Below are 18,374 nucleotides of genomic sequence, written 5' to 3'. Positions count from 1 at the left end.
ATGCAAAAACCTGGGGATCGGATCCCCGGTTCCCATTCACAGGGAGAGCCGGGGTCAGCCGAGCACCTCGGGCTCGTCCCTGATCAGCGAGCGGACCGCGCCGCGCCAGTAGACCTCGGCGGCGCGCTCGATCAGCGACGCCTTCATGCCGGTCATCGCGCCCCGCGGCATGCGCAGCGGATCGCGCTCGGTGACCAGCACGTCGTAGGCCAGCCGGCACGCCCGGTCGAAGGAGGCGGCCCGGTAGGTCGCCTCCACCAGGTCCGTGCCGGTCACGATCACGCCGTGGTTGCCCAGGACGGCGACCTTGGCCGAGCCGATCTGCCCGGCCAGCTCCGCGGCCAGCCGGGGGGAGTCGACCTCGCCGGCGTACTCCCGCACGAAGACCATCTCGTCGAGGTACATCGAGCCCGTCTGGTGGACCAGCTCGGGCAGGACGCCCAGCGCCGCCAGCACGCACACGTGGTACGGGTGGTTGTGCACCACCACGCGCGCGTCGGGGCGCGCCCGGTGCAGCTCGGTGTGGATGTGGATCGCGGGGGTGACGTCCCAGCGCCCGGCGGTGACGTTGGCGTCCTCGTCGACCTCGCAGACGTCGGAGGCGGTCAGCTCCGCCCACCACAGGCCCCAGGGGTTGACCAGCATGCGGGTGCCGCCCGGCCGCTGCCAGGTGATGTGCCCGGCCATGTTCTCGGCGAAGCCCTCCCGCGCCAGCACCCGGAAGGAGCAGGCCAGCGCCTGCTCGTCGGTGAGGTCGGCGCCCAGGGGCGGCATGGCCGAGGGCGACCACACCTCCAGACCGCCCCGGCGCGGCGCGTCCTTGGTCGTGCTGTCCATCATCGTTCTCCTGTCGTGGGGGATGCGTGCTCGGCCTCCGCGGCGATCCTGCGGGCGATGTCGGCGCGGAGCTCGCCCTTGGCGACCTTGGCGCCGGAGGAGCGCGGCAGCTCCGCCAAGGCGATGAGGCGCTCGGGGTACAGCTCCTTGGACACGCCGCGTTCGGCGAGGTGGGCGCGGAGGCCGTCGAGGGTGAGGGAGGCCCCGGGGCGCAGTTCGACGTAGACGCAGACCCGTTCCCCGAAGACGGGGTCGGGCATGCCGACGGCCGCGGCGTGGGCGACGGCGGGATGGCCCAGGACGTCGTTCTCGACCACGGGGAGGCTGATGTTCTTGCCGCCCCGGACGACGAAGTCCGACAGCCGGCCGACGACGGTCAGGTAGCCCTCGTCGTCGATCTCGCAGATGTCGCCCATCAGCATCCAGCCGTCGGGGGTGAACAGCTTCTCGTTGGCGGCCTCGTCGTCGAGGTAGCCGATGCCGGTGGCGGGGCCCTTGCAGGCGGGCTGGCCGCGCCCCTGGCCGGTGACGTCGCGGTCGCCGTCGAAGAGGCGCACCCGCATCTCGGGGGCGACGCGGCCCGCGGTGCGCAGGCGCCTCTCGGGCGGGTCGGCCAGGGTGGTGCCGCTGAGCAGGCCGGTCTCGTTGGAGCCGTAGAACTGCAGGATCGCCGCGCCGGTGCGGCGCTCGAACTCCAGGGCGCGCTCGTAGGGCACGGTCTCGCCGCCGGTGAAGACCACGCGCAGGGACGACAGGTCGTGGCGGTCCAGGTCCGGGTCGGTCAGCATCATGATGAACTGCGTGCTGACGCAGCACAGCATGGTGACGCGCTCGCGTTCGATCGCCTCGAGCGCCGCCCGCGGGGTGAAGCGGTCCAGCAGGACGGTGTGCGCGCCGAGCCGGATCGGCGTGATGTGCGAGGTCCACAGCCCGAAGCCGAACGGGGCGGGCACGGCGCCCAGGATCACCTCGCCGGGGCCGAGGGCGCCGTTCGCCACCGCCTTCCGGTGGAAGTAGGTCCAGCGGTTCTGGGTGTGCAGGACGGCCTTGGGCAGCCCGGTGGTGCCCGAGGTGGAGTTGATCAGATACAGGTCGTCGGGGCCGCGCCGGCGCTCGGCCAGCTCGCGGACCGCCCGTTCGCCGGGCCGCACCGGCACGCCGTCGAGGACGGCGGTGAGGCCGTCCGGGTCCAGGCACACCACCAGGTGGCGCAGGTCCAGGCCCTCGGCGCGCAGCCCGGCGACGAGATCGGCGGCGTCGGCGCCGTCGTGGACCGGGCCGGTGACCAGGAGGGCGGCCCCGACCTGGCCCAGCAGGTGCCGGATCTCCCGCCGGCCGGCCCGGGCGCCGATCCCCGCGATGGTGGCGGCGGCGTGCTCGACCGCGACGAAGCAGGCGTGCAGCTCGATGGAGTCGCGCATGCAGACCGCCACGCGGTCGTCCGGCCGCACGCCGGCCTCCACCAGCACCTGCGCCAGCTGCTGGGAGACCAGCTGGAACCCGCTCCAGGAGACCCGGAGCCCGTCGCAGGTGTAGGCGGGGGAGTCCGGCTCGGCGGCGGCGTTCCGGCGGACGGCGTCCAAGACGGTGTCGTCGGCCCACCATCCGGCCTCCCGGTAGGCGCGAGCCGTTTCACTGCTGACCCAGGGCACTGCGGCGTCCCTCCACTCGTCCGGGGCCACGAGGACCCTGTGGTCAAATGTTCTAGATGTTTTATGTGACCCGTGTCAACCTCGGTTCCCGGGGAAAGTGCCAAGATCGTCGGCCCTGAGAGTTCCATCAAGGGCAAATGTTCTATACATTTGCCGCTCGGGAGTCGTGTGCCGTCGGCGAAGGAACCGCCGCCCCGGTAGCCTCTCCACATTCGTCCGAGCCCTCGCGGGCCCAGGAAGGAACAACATGTCCACACGCGGTGACGGCCCCCAGGGGGCCGCGCCCGTTCGCTTCGCCCGGCTGGCCGAACAGGTCGCGGACGACCTGCGGACGCGCATCCTCATCGGCGACCTGGCCGACGGCTCGGCGCTGCCCATCGAGGAGGTGCTGCGGGCGCAGTACCCCGTCAGCAAGCCGACGCTGCGCGAGGCGATGCGCGTCCTGGAGGCCGAGGGGCTGGTGACGGTCCGGCGCGGCGCCATCGGCGGGGCCGTCGTGCACCGCCCCACCTCCGAGCACGTCGCCTACAGCCTCGGGCTGGTCCTGGCCGGGCGGCGCGTGGCCATCAGCGACGTGGCCGGCGCGCTGCGCGAGGTCGAGCCGTCCTGCGCCGCCGCGTGCGCCCGCCGCCCCGACCGCAACGAGGCGGTGGTGCCGACGCTGCGGATGCTGCACGAGCGCTCCCTCAAGGTGGTCGACGACCTCGTGGAGGTCACCACCCTGTCCCGGATGTTCCACGAGGCGATCGTCGAGCTGTGCGGCAACCACTCCCTGGCGATCCTCGCCGGGGCGCTGGAGTCGGTGTGGTCCTCGCACGAGTCGGACTGGGCGGCGCAGAACGGGGAGGGCGCCAACATCCCGCGCAAGGAGCGGCTGCAGGCGCTGGAGGAGCACCGCAGGCTGATCGACCAGATCGCCGAGGGCGACGAGGAGGGCGCCCGCCGTACCGCGTCCTGCCACCTGGAAATCTCGCAGACCTATCCGGGCAACGACGAGGACCAGGGCGCGGTGTCCCCCACTCCGGTGCGCGCCCGCTTCATCGAGCGCACGGCCCTGTGAGGCGGGCCGCCGCCCGGCCGGCCCCGTAGGCGCCCGCGGATCCCGTCGTGCCCGGCCCGGAGAGGTAGGGCTGGCACTACCCGCGGATGGGCCTCTGCCGTCTCGTGGGGAGGGGGCGCGCGGGAGTGGAATCTTGCGCATGACCTCTCCGATCTTCAACGATTCCCTCCCCCGGACGGGGGCCGCGCCGGGCCGGGGCGTGGCCGTCTTCCTCGCGATCGCCTTCGTGCCCGCCTGGGCGTGGCTGCTGACCGGCCACTTCCTCCTCGGGCTCTCCGCCCTCAACCCGCTGCTCCAGTTGCCCTTCGCGTTCGCGCCGGCCGTGGCGGCGATCATCGTCAGGCGCCGGGTGACGGGAGAGGGGTTCGCGGACGCGGGGCTCGCGTTGCGGCTGCGCGAGTCGCGGCCGTGGTACCTGATCGCCTGGGCGGGCCCGTTCGCGCTGGTGGCCGCGGCCGTGCTGGTCGCGGTGGCCACGGGGGTCGAGGCGCCGTCCTTCGCGGAGTTCGACGCGTTGGCGTCCGGGGTCCCGGGCTGGATCACGCTGCTGATCCTGGCGCTGGCGCTCCTCCTCCTGACCCCCCTGTACGGAGGCGAGGAGCTCGGCTGGACCGGTTACCTGCGGCCGCGCCTGTTCCCCGGCCGCACACACCTGTCGATCCTGGCGACGGGGCTGATCTGGGCGGTCTGGCACTTCCCGCTGGCCTTCGTCGGGTACATCGAGTTCGGCAACGTGGCCTTCGGGCTCGTCTCCTGGACGGTCTCCTTCATCCTGCAGGAGTACATCCTGGCCTGGTTGTGGATGCGCAGCGGGAACATCTGGGTCGTCAGCCTCGCCCACTGCGGGAACAACATGGTCTTCTCGCTGCTGACGGCGCATCTGCTGGAGTCGCGGACGAACACCGTCCAGCTCATGTGGATCACCTCCGTCGCGCTCGCCGCGGTGGTGGTGTGGCTGGCGGCCACCGGCCGCCTGGAGGCGGGCCCGGCCGGTCAGCCCGCGGCGGGCGGCAGGGGGCGTCCGGCGCGCAGGTAGGCCAGGACGGCCTGGACGCGGCGGTGGACGTCGTCGGCCTCGGGCAGCCCGAGCTTGGTGAAGATGTTCCCGATGTGCTTGCCGACGGTCGCCTCGGAGATGAACAGCCGGGCGCTGACGGCCGCGTTGGAGCAGCCCTCGGCGATCAGGGCGAGGACCTCCTGCTCCCGCGGCGACAGGACCGACAGCGGGTCGTCGCGGCGGCGCAGCAGCTGGCGGACGACCTTGGGGTCGATGACGGTGCCGCCCTCCACGACCTGCCGCAGGGTGGCCGCGAACTCCTCGACGTCCACGATCCTGTCCTTGAGCAGGTAGCCGACGCGGCGCCCGTCGGCCGAGTCCAGGAGGTCGCCGGCGTAGCTCAGCTCCACGTACTGGCTGAGCGCGACCACCGCCAGCCCGGGGCGTTCCCGGCGCAGGGCGGCGGCGGCCCGCAGGCCCTCGTCGGTGTGGGACGGGGGCATGCGGATGTCGGTGACGACGAGGTCGGGCCCGTGCGCCGCGACGGCGGCCATGAGCTCCTCGGCGTCGCCGACCGCCGCGGCGACCTCGAACCCGAAGCGGCCGAGCAGGCCGGCCAGCCCTTCGCGCAGCAGGACGCCGTCCTCGGCGAGGACTACTCGGACAGGGGATGCTCCAGGGTGCAAGGAAACTCCACGCGTAGGGTCGTCGGCCCGCCGGAGGGGCTGGCCAGCAGCATTCTTCCGTCGATCACGGCCACCCGGTCGGCCAGGCCGGTCAGTCCCGTTCCCGCCGAGGGGTCGGCCCCGCCGCGCCCGTCGTCCTCGACCTCCACGGTCAGCAGGCCGTCCCGCCACCACGCCCGCACGGCGGCCCGGGTGCCGCCGCCGTGCTTGGCCGCGTTGGTCAGCGCCTCGGCGGCCACGAAGTAGGCGGTCGCCTCCACGGAGGCGGGCGGGCGCCCGGGGAGCGCGGCGTCGACCGCGACGCGCAGCGGTGACCTGTCGGCGAGTTCGCCGAGCGCGCCGGGCAGCCCCCGGTCGGTGAGGACGCGGGGGTGGATGCCCTCGACGAGCTCCCGCAGCTCCACCATCAGCTCCTTGGCCTGCCGGTGGGCGGCCGCGACGCGTTCGGCGGCGGGCGAGCCCGGCGGAAGGTCGAGGCGGGCCAGTCCGAGCTGCAGAGTGAGGCCGAGGAGGCTCTGCTGCGCCCCGTCGTGCAGGTCCCGTTCGATGCGCCGCCGCTCGGCCTCGAAGGCGTCCACCAGCCGGGCCCGCGACCGCGCCACCTCCACCAGCTCGTCCCGCAGCCTCCCGCCGGCGCCCTCGCCGAGGAGGAGCCGCGCGACGCGCACGTGGAGGCCCGCCAGGAAGGACACTAGGTAGGGCAGGGAGCACAGCGCCGCCACGCCCCCGAGCGCGTGGGCGAAGGACTCCGGGAGCGTCTCGACGTCGATCACGAGCAGGGTCACCGGGGCCTCGCCCGACAGCACCATCACCAGCCCGACGAGTGCCGCGAGAGCCCAGAGCAGGACGAGCAGGGGTACGGCGACCCCCGCCGGAGCGGCCACGGCCAGCAGCCCCAGGTACCCCAGCTCTCGCCAGGTCGCGGCCTCGCCGTAGCGGGCGCGCAGCCGGCGCCGCAGGCCCGCGTCGCGCGGCACCCGATGCCCGGAGCGGATCGGCCGGAGGTCCACCAGCCGCAGCCGCCGGCGTTCCCACCGCGCCAGCGGTACCGCGAGCAGCGGCCCGGCCGCGGCGAACAGGACGGCCGCCGCGAGGAGCGGGACGCCTCGTCCGTGCACCGCCTCCACCCCCGCGAACAGCGCCGACGCCGTGAAAGGGGCTGCCAGGAGCGCGCTGGAGAGCAGGTGGGCGGCCGACCGCCAGGGCCACGACCCGAGCAGGAGGCCCGGCCGGGAGCACGCCTCCCAGGGAGTCTGCGGTAGGGATACGGACATTCAAGGCAGATTAACGCTTGCGGGCGCCCGCGACGGTAGGGCTGTCCCTACCTCTGGTGGTCCGAGCGGCCCCCGGAGTCAGGCGGGCTCGCCGGGACGGACCTCTTCGAGCAGCCGGAGGAAGGTGGGCTCGTCGATGACCGGGACCCCGGCCGCCTGCGCCTTCGCCGCCTTGCCCGTGCCGGGGGAGGGCTCGCCCGCGACCAGGACGCTGGTGTGGCGGCTGACGTTGCCCATGACGTTCAGGCCCGCGGCGGCGGCGCGGGTGGCCAGCTCCAGCCGGGGGAGCTCGGTGTCGCCGGTGAAGGCGACCTTCATGCCCTGGACGAGCCCCGACGTCAGCTTGCCGGGGTTGCGGTAGGGGCAGCGCGCCTTGGGGACGCTCACCGGATAGCGGGAGGTGTTCCGCGGCGGGCACACGGTGAACGGCAGCTCCACGCCGAGCCGGGAGGCCGCCTCCAGCGAGCGGCGCAGCACGCCGGAGAGCATCAGCGTGTCGCCGAGCGCGTCGTGCGCTTGGTACCGGGTCACGCCGTAGTAGTCGACGAGGGTGGTGAGCTGGAGGTCGGGGGTCGGCGGGACGAGTCTTCGGTTGAGGGCGAGCGTGCACAACCGCCGCTGAACCGGCATGACGACCGCGGCGCGGGCGAACTCCCCGGCCAGGAAGTCGTAGTCGAACGGGGCGTTGTGCGCGACCATGACCCGCCCGTGCAGCATCTCGGCGACCCGCGAGGCCACCTTGTCGAAGGTCGGCGCCCCGCGCAGCCGCTCGGGCGTCAGCCCGTGGATGTGCACCGGCCCGGGATCGACGCCGGGATCCAGCAGCGTGGTGTAGCGCTTGATCTCCCGCCAGTTGCGGTCGACCGTCATCACCGCGAGCGAGAGGACCCTGTCGCGCCCGGGGCGCAGTCCCGACGTCTCCACGTCGACCAGCGCCCAGTCCTGTGCGTAGTCCCCGGCGAGGGACACCAGTCGATCATCCACGTGTCCGATGGTAGCCATCCGCCCCGACTTTTCTCCGGGGGCCCTGTTCTTGATAACGAATGTTTCCTATTGTCCTGGGGTACCGAACCGCTCCGAAGGCAGGGAGACGAGATGAGCATCTACGACGCGATCGGCGGCGCCGCCGCGGTCGGCGCCGCGGTGGACGACTTCTACGTGCGCGTCCTGGCGGACCCGAAGCTGGAGGGCTTCTTCACCGGCACCGACGTGGCCCGCCTGAAATCCCACCAGCGGGCGTTCATCGCCGCCGCGCTCGGCGGCCCCGAGCTGTACAAGGGCCGGGACCTCGCCTCGAGCCACGCGCACCTCGGCATCGGGGACGAGCACTTCGACGCCGTCGTCGCCCACCTCGCCGCGACCCTGGCCTCCCTGGGCGTGCCCGAGGAGACGATCGGCGAGATCGCCGCGGCCCTCGCCCCCCTCCGCGCCGACATCGTCTCCGCCTGAGAACGCCTCACCCGCCGGCCGGACCGCTCCGCGCCCGCCGCGCCGGCTCCAGGGACGGGCCCGCGCCGAAGGCGTCCGCGCACAGCTGGGCGAAGCCGCGGAGGCCGGGCAGGAGCAGGATCCAGCCGAGCAGCGCCCAGCCGAGGGAGAGGTGGCCGGCGGCGTGCGCCCAGGCCGCGACGCCCTCGGCGCGGCGCCCGTCGGCCCGCTCGTAGGTCATGCGGCGCAGGCCCGAGGGATGGTCCTCGGCGTCCCGGACGGCCAGCGCGACGGGGGAGCGGCGGCCGACCCAGGCGGCGACCGGATGGCAGCGGTCGCAGCCGCCCGCGATCCACAAGACGGCGGGCGGCGTGCCGGGGTGGGGGCGGCGGCGCGGGAACCACGGCCTGACCTGGGAGCGGTACCGCTCCCAGGCCGGGCCGTGCAGGTCGCGCAGCTGGGCGTCTTCGTGCCAGGCCGCCAGGCCCAGCCCGTAGGAGACGGCGACGACCGCGCCCAGGAGGAAGACCGGGTCCAGGAGGGCAAGGAGCAGGTACGTGAGCGTCATGCCCAGCTGCATCGGATTGCGGACGTAGGCGTAGGGTCCCGTCGTCACCAGGCGGGCCGGCGGATCATAGGGCAGGGGAGTGCCCCCGCCGGAGCAGGCGAACTCCCGGACGGCGGCCGTGGTCAGCGCCGCGGGGACGAGCAGCAGCTGGGCCACCGTGCCGAGTGCCTCTCCCGGCCGCTCCGGCACCCGGCTCAAGGCGACCGGCAGGGCGACCATGAGGCCGATGGCCAGTACCGCCTGGAGCACGACCCGGGCCATGAGGCGGCGTTCCCCGAGCGTCCAGCGCGCCAGCAGGAGGCCCGGCAGCAGGGACACGGCCACCGCCACCGCCTCCCCGGTGAGCCAGGACTCCGCCAGCACCAGGACGGGTTCGCCCAGCGGCATCACCGCCAGGTCGATCCACACGGCGAACCCCGTCACCAGCGGTAGCGGAAGGCCTCGGCGCAGCGCCAGCACCGCGACGCCTCCCCACAGCACGGCCCACCCCAGGAGCAGGTCGACCGGCACTCCCGCGACCGTCCCTCCCTTGGCGGCGAACGTCCACCACCCGGCACGCAGCGCCAGGGCATTGACCGCCGACAGCGCCAGCACGTTCCAGGAGACGCCGAGGATGAGCGCCGCCGTCTCCCGTCTATCGGGCGGCCGGTGGCGGAGCAGCGCCACGGCCGCGAGGAGCGGGACGAACAGGGCCGCGGCGCGGATCAGCGCGGGATCGTTCACGCCGCGGGGCCGGTGAAGGTCTCGGCGAGGTAGGCGGCGGCCTCTCGCATGCCGTAGCGCTGGACGGGGCCGAAGTACCAGGCGGGATCGAACGTCCTGGAGTAGCGCAAGGTGACGCTCAGCCGGTTTTCGTTCCAGCGGAACTCCGCTTCGGTGAGCCGCAGCCAGCGCGCCAGCGTGGTGTCCTGCGTGATGGCGAAGACCGCGCGGCCGGGCTCGCTCCGCACCACCGTGAGGTCCATCGACCTCGGGGTCGGCCGGGCGCCGATCCCCAGCGACCGGCGGGGGTCGAAGACGATGTGCCGGGTCGCGCCGGGCTCGAGGCCCCCGCCCTCCGCCCGCACCGGCCGGGGGAACTTCAGGCGCAGGAAGCGGGAGCGCACCGGCCCGAAGTCCGGCGCCGCGGCGAGCTCCTCCGCCAGGTCCGTCCCCGCAGGCGCGGTCCGGACGGCCGTCACCTCCCCATCACGCGGCAGTGCGTCCGCCACGCCCTCGAACCCGAGCAGCAGCGGGACGACGACCAGCGCCTGCATCCCCTTGCCGCGCCGGGAGCGGTCCGCGAGCAGGCCGACGATCCCCCCGCACAGGTAGAACAGCGGAGCCGCGACGACCAGGCAGACGACGCCCTCGTCGAGCAGCGGCCCCGCCAGCGCCAGTCCCACGGTGATCGTCGCCATGATCGTCCCGAGCGTGCTGCGCGGGCGCGCCGCGGACACGACGGTGAGCGCGATGAGCGCCGGGACGCCCACGTAGAACAGGGCGGTCTGCTCCAGCCGCCCCGCCTCCAGGACCTCCTTGACGAGCATCGCGGCGAACAGCGCGGCCAGGACGCCCAGCAGCGTCCTGCGGGCGCCGCGTTCACGCCTCGGATCGGTCTCCATGGGGGGCTCCTCTTCATCGGTCGATTTAACCGTGCGGTTTAATCGAGTGATTAAACCGTATGATGAAGAGGTGGGGAGCCGTCAAGCCGGGGCCGGAGGAACGTGAGCAGGCAGAGCAGCGAAGAGACCAGGGAACGCCTTGTGGAGGCCGCGGCGCACACACTGCGGACCGAGGGCTACGCGGGGACCAGCGCCCGCACCATCGCCAAGGCCGCGGGCTGCAACTCGGCGCTGGTCTTCTACCACTTCGGCGGCGTCGACCCCCTGCTGCTGGCCGCCCTCGACCATTCCTCGCAGCAGCGCATGGCCGCGCACCGCGAGGCCGCCGCCAGGGCGAAGACCCTGGAGGAGCTCGTCGAAGCGGCCACCGCCATCTACCGCACCGACCTCGAAGGCGGCCACATCACCCTGTTCACCGAGCTGGTCGGGGCCAGCATCGCGCGCCCCGAGCTGCGCGAGGAGATCGTCGCGCGCGCCGAGCCCTGGATCGACTTCGTCGAGCAGACCCTCGACCGCGTCATCGGCGGCTCCCCGCTGGCCTCCCTCATGCCGCCGCGCGACCTGGCCTACGCCGCCATCACCTTCTACCTGGGCGTCAACCTCTTCACCCACCTGGACGCCGACCGCACCCGCACCGAGGCGCTCTTCGGCCTCGCCGCCCGGGTCGCCCCGCGCGCCCGGCTCCTCACCATGAAGCTGCCCCTGCGCCGCACCCGGCGGACCTAGCCGTCAAGACCCGCGCCCGGCCGGAAGCGGCACCGGCGCATCCGGCCCCGCGGTGGTAGAACGGCAACCCGCGCGGTTCGCGCGCGGGCCCGCCGCGAGCCTCAAGGAGAGCCCCGCACGATGACCCGGGTGAACACCGTCCTCGGCCCCGTCGACGACGCGGAGCTGGGACGCACGTACGTCCACGAGCACATCTTCGTCCTCACCGGCGAGATGCAGGAGAACTACCCCGACGAGTGGGGGAGTGAGGACGAGCGGATCGCCGACGCGGTGAAGCGGTTGCGGGAACTGGCCGCGCACGGGGTCCGCACCATCATCGACCCGACCGTGGTGGGGCTGGGCCGCCACATCCCGCGCATCCAGCGGGTCGCCGAGCAGGTGCCCGAGCTGAACATCGTCGTCGCCACCGGCGTGTACACCTACAACGACGTGCCCGCCTTCTTCCGCTACCGGGGGCACGGCCTGAACGCGGCGCTGGGCACCGACCTGCCCGACCCGATGGCCGACCTGTTCGTCCGCGACATCACCGAGGGCATCGCCGGCACGGGCGTGAAGGCCGGGATGCTCAAGTGCGCCATCGACCGGGAGGGCATGACCTCCGGCGTGGCGCGGGTGATGCGCGCCGTCGCCGAGGCCCACCGGCGGACCGGCGCGCCCGTCACCGTGCACACCCACCCCGGCAGCCGCACCGGCCTGGACGTCCGGCGCCTGCTGTGCGACGAGGAGGGCGTCGACCCCCGGCGGGTCGTGCTGGGCCACAGCGGCGACACCACCGACTGCGACCACCTCGCCGAGCTCGCCGGCGCCGGGTTCCTGCTCGGCATGGACCGCTTCGGCCTCCACCTCGACACCACCTTCGAGGCGCGCGCCGACACCGTCGTGGAGATGTGCCGCCGCGGCCACGCGGGGAGCATGGTCCTCTCCCACGACGCGGCCTGCTACATCGACTGGATCGACCCCGAGGTCATGCCCTTCCTGCCGCAGTGGAACTACCTGCACATCGAGCAGGACGTCCTGCCCTACCTGCGGGAGAAGGGCGTGACCGAGGAGCAGGTCACCGCGATGCTCATCGACAACCCCCGCCGCCTCCTGGGCGGGTCCTGACCCGGATCAGCGCTGGCCGGCCCGGAGGGTGATGAAGAGGCCCTCGGCCTCGGCGCAGAGGGTGTCGCCGTGGTGCAGCGAGCCCTTGATGAAGCGCTTGCGGCCCTCCTCCCGCACGAGGTGCGCCTCGAAGCGGAGGTCGGCGTCGATCGGGGTGACCGACCGGTAGTCCACGTGCAGGTAGGCCGTGCGGGCGGGGTTGCGGCCCCCTCCGTTGGAGACGCGGCCCAGGAGGGAGTCGAAGAGCAGGGGGATGGCGCCGCCGTAGACGGCGCCGTTGCGGCCCAGGTAGTAGCGCCCGAACCGGACGCGGCCGCCGAGGGAGTCGGGCTCCTTGGAGTCGATGTGGAGGACGGGGATCAGCGTCTGGGCCCGGCCCGGCACGTCGATGCGGCCGACGATCTGCTCGTGTTCGGGCACCTGGTGGCCGCGCAGCTCGGTGTTGAAGAGCTCGACCTGGCGGAGCATCTCCTTGACGAGCTCGGGGGGCGCGTCCGCGCCGGTCATCAGGTCGTGGAACTCGCGCACGGCCTCGGCCAGCCGGGGGAGGTCCGGCCCGCCGCGGTCGGCGGGCAGCGGGACGAGGTTCCAGTTCGGGTCGCCGGCGACCCCCCTGTCGAGGGTGTCAGTCATGGGGAATTCATATCCGATCCGGCGGACCGCGGCGTATACCGGGTCCGCCGGATCTCTCCCTTCAGGGAAGGGGGATTCCCCGTTCCCGCAGGACCGCCTCGGTGTCGGCGCCGCTCTCCGGGGCGGGGGGCACCGGCCCGCCCCGCCGTGCGGGAGCCGCGACGGGGACGGGACCCCGTTCGGTGTCCACGGCCCAGCCGCCGGGGACGGGCCGTGCGACCGGGCCGGGCCCGGAAGGTCGCGCGTCGAGGGTCGCGGCGACGACGTCGGTCATCGACACCTCCCACAGCACGCCGCCCCCGCCGGCGGGCGCGGTGGCGGCCAGGACCGCGGCGGTCAGGCCCGTCAGCGGGTCGGCCAGCGCGTCCCCGCAGAACACCGGGCCCCGCTCATCCCAGGCGACGGCTCCGGCGCAGGCGGCCACGTCGTCGCCGAAACCGACGCGGTCGGCGGTCCGGCCGTGGGAGGTGATGGACACCCACGTCTTGCCCGCCTCCACCGCCGCCGCGGCGTCCAGGCCCCACCGGGCCAGCGCGCGCGGGCGGGAGGCCTCGATGACGATGTCGGCGGCGACCGTCAGCTCCGCCAGCGCCCGGCGCCCGGACGGCGTGTCAGGGTCGAGGACCACCGAGCGGTGGCCGGAGTGCAGCAGGTCGTAGAAGGCGCGGTTCCCCCGGCGCGCCCCGTCGGGCCGGGACGGCGTCTCGACCTTCACGACCCGGGCTCCGGCCAGCCCCAGCAGATGGGCGCACAGCGGACCCGCCCACAGAGCGCTGAAGTCGACGACCAGCGCGCCTTCGAGCGGGCGCGGCGCGGCGGGGGAGGGCACTTGCGGCGCGGACGGACGGCGGACCGGCCCGGCCGCCACGCCCAGCAGCGCGGCGCGCTCGGCCAGCTCCGCTCCCGGATGCGCCGCCAGCCAGCGGGCGAGCGCCGGCCACGGCTCCTCGCCGGGCTCGGCGAAGGCCAGCGCGGCCAGCAGGTCGGGATCGCCGGGCCGGGCGCAGGAGACCGCCGCCCAGCCGTCGGCGGTCGGCAGCAGCCGGCAGCTTCCCCCCGCCGAGACCGCGCCCTGCCGGGAATGTCCGGTATAGGCGGCGCGCTCCGCGAGCAGCCGCGGCCCGTCCACCCGCACCGGGCGGCCGGTCCGCGCGGTGGACTCCGCCAGCAGCCCCGCCAGCTCGGCGGCCCGCGCGGCGGCGCTCCCCGGCGGGACGAGCGGCGGCCCTCCCGGGCGGCCGGTCAGCGCCATCACACCGCTGCGCGCCCAGACCGCCACCGTCATCGGCTGCTCCGCATGGCCCGACGATACACTCGCGGAGCAGGAAGATCATCGAAGGCGGAGCACAGATGAACGGCCCTCTCCTGCTGTCGGTCGCCGACCTGGCCGACGGCGCCGCGCACGCCCCCCTCCTCGGTCCCGACGCGGCGCCGGCCGACCCCCTGATGGGGATCGACCTCTCCTCGGCGCCCTCCGCGCCGGTCCTCTCCCGGGCCGTCGAGCGGGCCGGCTCCCACGACCGGCTGCTGGTCGGCGTCCACGCGGGCCGCGGCCTGACGGAGGCGGCCCGCGCCCTGGCTGCCCACCTCGACCTCACCCTGATCCGGTCCGGCCGCACCGCGCCCCGCACCTACGTCGGCGTCGCCGACCCGGAGGCGGCCCTGGCCGGGCTGGGGGAGGGCGTCTCCGCCGACCCCCGCGCCTCCTTCGTCCTGGGCGGGGTGCTGCGCGCTTCGGCCGCGCTGCCCGTCGCCGAGGCGCTGGACGTGGAGTCCTTCGCCTACTCCACCCTGCTGGCGGGCCCGGAGTTCGCCTCCTGGCTGGCCGGGCGCGGCAGCGTCGCGCCCCCGCCGGAGGTCGCCGAGCCCGTGCTGGCGGCCCGCGAGGGCGACACCCTGCGCCTGACGCTCAACCGCCCCGAACGCCGCAACGCCTACGGCCGCCTCCTGCGCGACGCCCTGGTGGAGGGCCTCGCGGTCGCCGAGTCCGATCCTTCGGTCCGCCGCGTCCTGCTGGACGGCGCGGGCCCGGTCTTCTGCGCCGGAGGCGACCTGGCCGAGTTCGGCACCACCCCCGATCTGGTCACCGCCCACCTCGTGCGCACCCGGGGGGGCGCGGCCCTGCCCCTGCACCGGCTGCGCGACCGCCTCACCGTCCGCGTCCACGGCCGGTGCGTCGGCGCCGGCGTCGAACTGCCCGCCTTCGCGGGCACCCTGATCGCCGACCCCGCCGCCACCTTCCGCCTCCCGGAGATCGCCATGGGCCTGATCCCCGGCGCGGGCGGCACCGTCAGCCTCCCGCGCCGCATCGGCCGCTGGCGCACCCTCTACCTGGCCCTCACCGCCGTGGAGCTCGACGCCCCCACCGCCCTGTCCTGGGGCCTGGTCGACCGCCTGGCCTGAGGGGCGGCCCGCGGCGCGGGCACGCGGCCGGAGCACGGGCCCGGCGCGGGGCGGCGCGCCGGAGCGGACCCGGGTGGGCCACGGACGCCGGGGGCTGGGACCATGGCCGCATGGAGATCGAGACCGCGGCGGGGCCCGCGGCCGTCGTGGTCGACGAGGTGGCGGACCCGCGGCTGCTGGTGGTGCTGACGCACGGGTCGAACGGGAGCGTGGACGCGCCCGACCTGCTGGCGGTGCGGGCGGTGGCGCTGGAGCTGGGCGCGGCGGTGGCGCGGGTGACGCAGCCGTTCCGGCTGGCGGGCAGGCGGGCGCCGGGCGCGGCCGCCAAGCAGGACGCGGCCTGGACGGAGATCGTCCAGGCGCTGCGTGAGCGTCATCCGCACCTCCCGCTGGTGCAGGGCGGGCGCAGCAACGGGGCACGGGTGGCGTGCCGGACGGCGGCGTCCCTGGGCGCGACCGGGGTCCTGGCGCTGGCGTTCCCGCTGCACCCCCCGGGCAGGCCGGAGAAGAGCAGGGCCGCCGAGCTGCGCGGGGCGGGCGTGCCGGTCGTGGTGGTCAACGGCGACCGCGACCCCTTCGGGATGCCCGCGGCGCCGGACGCCGCCGCGGTGGTGGCGCTGCCCGGCGAACGGCACGACCTGGCCAGGGACCCCGCCCGGGTGGGCGTCGCCGTGGAGCCGTGGCTCCGGCGCTGGCGGGGCTGACGGGACCGGGTGAGAGAAGATCACCCGAACTGACTAGTCAGGTCTGGCCGGGCCTGATCCGCGGGCTCAGGCCGCGGAGGTGGCGTGCACGTCCGTCGGGCGGTGCGGCGCGATGATCCCGCCGTCGGGCAGCAGCTCACCGGTGTCGTCGAACACCACCACGCCGTTGCACAGCAGGCTCCAGCCCTGTTCGGGGTGGTTGGCCAGAGTGCGGGCGGCGTCGCGGTCGGGGTCGTCGGACGAAGGGCAGGACGGCTGGTGCGGGCACATCGGCGTGCCTCCGGTTCTCACTCTCGCGGGTTTGTGTCTTGTGTCACGTTGGACGTGTACCAGTGTGCAACGGTTCGGCCTTTCATGGACATAGTCCGATGGGACTGTTGTGACGACCTTTCCCTGGAGGCGGCACCACCGCGACCTACGATGGCGTTCCCCACGAGGAAGGGCACGAGTGCGCGTCGCGTTGTTCGTCAGCTGTGTCAACGACGCCCTGTACCCGCGGACGGGCAGGGCGGTCGTGCGGTTGCTGGAGCGTCTCGGCCACGAGGTGGTCTTCGAGCCCGGGCAGACCTGCTGCGGGCAGGTGCACTGGAGCACCGGCTACCACCGGGAGGCCGCGGGCCTGGCGGCGCGGTTCGCCGAGGTGTTCGGCGGCCACGAGACGATCGTGACGCCCTCGGCGTCCTGCGCGGCGGCGGTGCGGACGGCGCATCCGCGGCTGACGGGCGGCGGGGCGCCGCCCGTCTACGAGCTCACCGAGTTCCTCGTGGACGTGCTGGGCGTGACGGACGTCGGCGCCCGCTACCCGCACCGGGTCGCCTACCAGCCCACCTGCCACTCGCTGCGCGCCTGCGCCCTGGGCGACAGGCCGCTGCGGCTGCTGCGCGCGGTCCGCGACCTGGAGCTCGCCGACCTCCCGGACGCCGGTGAGTGCTGCGGGTTCGGCGGGGCGTTCGCGCTGAAGAACGCCGACACCGCGGTCGCGCTGGGCGCCGACAAGGTACGGCACGTGCGCGGCACCGGAGCCGAGGTGGTGTGCGCCGTGGACGACTCCTGCCTGGCCCACATCGGCGGCATGCTCTCGCGGCTGCGCGCGGGCGTCCGCGCCGTGCACCTCGCCCAGATCCTGGCGGCGACGGGTCCGGGCGAGGAGGCGGAGGCCAGGTGACCGCAGCGAAGCGAGGATCGGCCGGTCTCCCCGCGGGGGCCCGGGGGTCGTCCCCCGGAGGGACGGGGCCGACCGCGGCGAAGCGAGGATCGATCGGCCTCCCCGCGGGGGGCCGGGGGGCGTCTCCCGCGGAGGCGGGGATGACGGCGCCGTCCCGTCCCGTGCGGTTCGCCGACGCCGCGCGGACGGCGCTGGCCGCGCCCGCCCCCGGGGCGGACGTCTCCCGCGCGCGCAGGGCCGAGATGGTGGCGGAGCTGCCCGACTGGGAGGAGCTGCGCCTGGCGGGCGAGGCGCTGCGCGACAGCGCCCTGCACCATCTCGACACCCTGCTGGAGACGCTGGAGGCGGCCGTGGTCGCGGCGGGCGGGACGGTGCACTGGGCGCGGGACGCCGCCGAGGCCCGCCGGATCGTCACCCGCCTGGCGTCGGCCGCCGGGCGGGGCGGCGCCGTGGAGCTCCCCTCGCCGCTCACCCGCCGGATCGACGCGGCCGGTGCGCTCGCCGACGCGGGAGCCGTCCTGCACCGGATCGGGGAGTCGGCGCGCGAACGCCTCCTGGAGGCGGACGTCGCGGTCTCGGGCGCGCGCTTCCTGGTGGCCGAGACCGGCACGGTGGTGGCGTTCGAGCCGGACGAGGACGCGCGCGTGTGCCTCACCCTGCCCCGGACGCTGATCACCGTGGCGGGCATCGAGCAGGTCGTGCCGCACCTGCGCGACCTGGAGGTGCTGCTGCGGCTCCTGCCCCGCTCGGCGGGGGAGCGCATGAGCCCGTACGCCGCCATGTGGACGGGCGTCACCCCCGGCGACGGGCCTCGGGAGTTCCACCTGGTGCTGCTGGACGACGGGCGCGCCGCCGCGCTGGCGGACGGGACGGGCCGCACGGCGCTGCGCTGCGTGGGCTGCTCGGCCTGCCTGCGGGTGTGCCCGGTCTACGGGCGGGTCGGCGACGCCCCCTACGGGGAGCTGCCCGGCCCCATCGGCGCGATCCTCACCCCCCAGCTGCGCGGGATCGAGGGCGCGCACGAGGCGTCGCTGCCGTTCGCCTCCACCCTGTGCGGGGCGTGCGCGGACGTCTGCCCCGTCCGCATCGACATCCCCGGCGTCCTGGTGCACCTGCGGGCCCGGGTCGTGGAGTCCCGGCGCCGCCGCCCGGTGCCCACGCCGGAGCTGGCCCTGATGCGCGCCGCGGCCTGGACGATGGGCGACCGGCGGCGGTACGAGCGGACGCTGGCCGGGCTCACCCGCTGGGGCGGCCTGCTGCCCGGGGGCCTGCTGCGCGGGATGCCCGTCCTGCCGCTCCTGCTGGGCCGCTGGACCGACGCCCGGGACCTGCCCGTCCTGCCCGGCCGCGCCTTCCGCGACTGGTGGAGGGCGCGCCGGTGAACGCGCGCGAGGAGATCCTGCACCGCGTCCGCGAGGCGCTGGGCGCGGACCGGGGCGCCGGGTTCCCCGAGCCGGCCGGCCGCCCCTGCCGTCCGGCCGGCGCCGGGCCCGGGCCGGGCGAGCTGGCGGACCTGTTCGCCGAGCGGGCCGC

Annotated in this window: 19 protein-coding genes; 9 read left to right on the top strand and 10 right to left on the bottom strand. The window is 74.8% G+C overall.

The genetic code is table 11. The features are described 5' to 3' along the window. Positions 1–54: 54 nt before the first annotated feature. Both ABD140_RS28275 and ABD140_RS28270 read right to left on the bottom strand, forming a co-directional pair. Positions 55–840, bottom strand: a complete 786-nt coding sequence (locus tag ABD140_RS28275; RefSeq protein ID WP_344244061.1) for a class II aldolase/adducin family protein — start codon at positions 838–840, stop codon at positions 55–57. Then, entirely contained in the window at positions 837–2,489 is a 1,653-nt protein-coding gene (locus ABD140_RS28270; protein WP_344244060.1) for a class I adenylate-forming enzyme family protein, read from the bottom strand. The genes ABD140_RS28275 and ABD140_RS28270 overlap by 4 nt, the downstream gene beginning before the upstream one ends. A 247-nt stretch (positions 2,490–2,736) precedes the next feature. Here ABD140_RS28270 and ABD140_RS28265 point away from each other — a divergent pair, with 247 nt between their 5' ends. Further along, entirely contained in the window at positions 2,737–3,549 is an 813-nt protein-coding gene (locus tag ABD140_RS28265; RefSeq protein WP_344244059.1) for a FadR/GntR family transcriptional regulator, read from the top strand. Positions 3,550–3,688: 139 nt separating this feature from the next. Continuing rightward, positions 3,689–4,585: a CPBP family intramembrane glutamic endopeptidase gene (locus ABD140_RS28260; RefSeq protein WP_344244058.1), complete on the top strand. Its 897-nt coding sequence runs from the start codon at positions 3,689–3,691 to the stop codon at positions 4,583–4,585. Here the strand turns inward: ABD140_RS28260 and ABD140_RS28255 are convergent. The 3 genes from ABD140_RS28255 to ABD140_RS28245 form a co-directional block, all read right to left on the bottom strand. Then, positions 4,543–5,232, bottom strand: coding sequence for a response regulator transcription factor (locus tag ABD140_RS28255; RefSeq protein WP_344244057.1), 690 nt, complete (start codon positions 5,230–5,232; stop codon positions 4,543–4,545). The genes ABD140_RS28260 and ABD140_RS28255 overlap by 43 nt on opposite strands. Then, on the bottom strand, positions 5,202–6,506 hold the full coding sequence (locus tag ABD140_RS28250; protein ID WP_344244056.1) for a sensor histidine kinase: 1,305 nt from the start codon (positions 6,504–6,506) through the stop codon (positions 5,202–5,204). The genes ABD140_RS28255 and ABD140_RS28250 overlap by 31 nt, the downstream gene beginning before the upstream one ends. Positions 6,507–6,584: 78 nt before the next feature. Then, on the bottom strand, positions 6,585–7,490 hold the full coding sequence (locus ABD140_RS28245; protein WP_344244055.1) for an exonuclease domain-containing protein: 906 nt from the start codon (positions 7,488–7,490) through the stop codon (positions 6,585–6,587). A gap of 111 nt (positions 7,491–7,601) precedes the next feature. On the opposite strand from ABD140_RS28245, the gene ABD140_RS28240 reads away from it, so the two are divergent. Next, a complete protein-coding gene (locus tag ABD140_RS28240; RefSeq protein WP_344244054.1) occupies positions 7,602–7,955 on the top strand; it encodes a group I truncated hemoglobin in 354 nt (117 codons plus the stop codon). 7 nt (positions 7,956–7,962) lie between these two features. Here ABD140_RS28240 and ABD140_RS28235 read toward each other — a convergent pair whose 3' ends face one another. Beyond that, on the bottom strand, positions 7,963–9,225 hold the full coding sequence (locus tag ABD140_RS28235; protein ID WP_344244053.1) for a methyltransferase: 1,263 nt from the start codon (positions 9,223–9,225) through the stop codon (positions 7,963–7,965). After that, positions 9,222–10,106, bottom strand: coding sequence for a hypothetical protein (locus ABD140_RS28230; RefSeq protein WP_344244052.1), 885 nt, complete (start codon positions 10,104–10,106; stop codon positions 9,222–9,224). Before ABD140_RS28230 ends, ABD140_RS28235 begins: the two co-directional genes overlap by 4 nt. 102 nt (positions 10,107–10,208) lie before the next feature. Between ABD140_RS28230 and ABD140_RS28225 the strand changes: the two genes are divergently transcribed. Then, positions 10,209–10,832, top strand: a complete 624-nt coding sequence (locus ABD140_RS28225; RefSeq protein WP_344244051.1) for a TetR/AcrR family transcriptional regulator — start codon at positions 10,209–10,211, stop codon at positions 10,830–10,832. A 120-nt stretch (positions 10,833–10,952) separates the two neighbouring features. After that, on the top strand, positions 10,953–11,936 hold the full coding sequence (locus ABD140_RS28220) for a phosphotriesterase family protein (protein WP_344244050.1): 984 nt from the start codon (positions 10,953–10,955) through the stop codon (positions 11,934–11,936). 6 nt (positions 11,937–11,942) lie between these two features. Here ABD140_RS28220 and ABD140_RS28215 read toward each other — a convergent pair whose 3' ends face one another. After that, entirely contained in the window at positions 11,943–12,569 is a 627-nt protein-coding gene (locus ABD140_RS28215; protein ID WP_344244049.1) for a PaaI family thioesterase, read from the bottom strand. A 61-nt stretch (positions 12,570–12,630) separates the two neighbouring features. Beyond that, on the bottom strand, positions 12,631–13,854 hold the full coding sequence (locus tag ABD140_RS28210) for a CoA transferase (RefSeq protein WP_344244048.1): 1,224 nt from the start codon (positions 13,852–13,854) through the stop codon (positions 12,631–12,633). Between the two features lie 65 nt (positions 13,855–13,919). On the opposite strand from ABD140_RS28210, the gene ABD140_RS28205 reads away from it, so the two are divergent. Together ABD140_RS28205 and ABD140_RS28200 are read left to right on the top strand one after the other, a co-directional pair. After that, a complete protein-coding gene (locus tag ABD140_RS28205; RefSeq protein WP_344244047.1) occupies positions 13,920–14,972 on the top strand; it encodes an enoyl-CoA hydratase/isomerase family protein in 1,053 nt (350 codons plus the stop codon). A gap of 110 nt (positions 14,973–15,082) precedes the next feature. Further along, positions 15,083–15,676 carry an alpha/beta hydrolase family protein gene (locus ABD140_RS28200; protein ID WP_344244046.1) on the top strand — a complete coding sequence of 198 codons (594 nt, stop codon included), beginning with the start codon at positions 15,083–15,085 and terminating at the stop codon, positions 15,674–15,676. A 66-nt stretch (positions 15,677–15,742) separates the two neighbouring features. Here the strand turns inward: ABD140_RS28200 and ABD140_RS28195 are convergent, their stop codons facing one another. After that, on the bottom strand, positions 15,743–15,946 hold the full coding sequence (locus ABD140_RS28195) for a DUF5999 family protein (protein WP_344244149.1): 204 nt from the start codon (positions 15,944–15,946) through the stop codon (positions 15,743–15,745). Between the two features lie 178 nt (positions 15,947–16,124). Here ABD140_RS28195 and ABD140_RS28190 point away from each other — a divergent pair, with 178 nt between their 5' ends. Then, positions 16,125–16,841: a (Fe-S)-binding protein gene (locus ABD140_RS28190; protein ID WP_344244045.1), complete on the top strand. Its 717-nt coding sequence runs from the start codon at positions 16,125–16,127 to the stop codon at positions 16,839–16,841. Positions 16,842–16,981: 140 nt separating this feature from the next. Continuing rightward, the gene (locus ABD140_RS28185) at positions 16,982–18,223 is read left to right on the top strand and encodes an LUD domain-containing protein (protein WP_344244043.1); all 1,242 of its coding nucleotides are present in this window, start codon (positions 16,982–16,984) and stop codon (positions 18,221–18,223) included. Positions 18,224–18,374 lie beyond the last annotated feature (151 nt).

This window comes from Actinocorallia libanotica, from assembly GCF_039525175.1.
GTDB classification, from domain to species: domain Bacteria; phylum Actinomycetota; class Actinomycetes; order Streptosporangiales; family Streptosporangiaceae; genus Actinocorallia; species Actinocorallia libanotica.
Note: the sequence above shows the minus strand (reverse complement) of the source record. Positions and strands in the feature narration are given on the sequence as shown.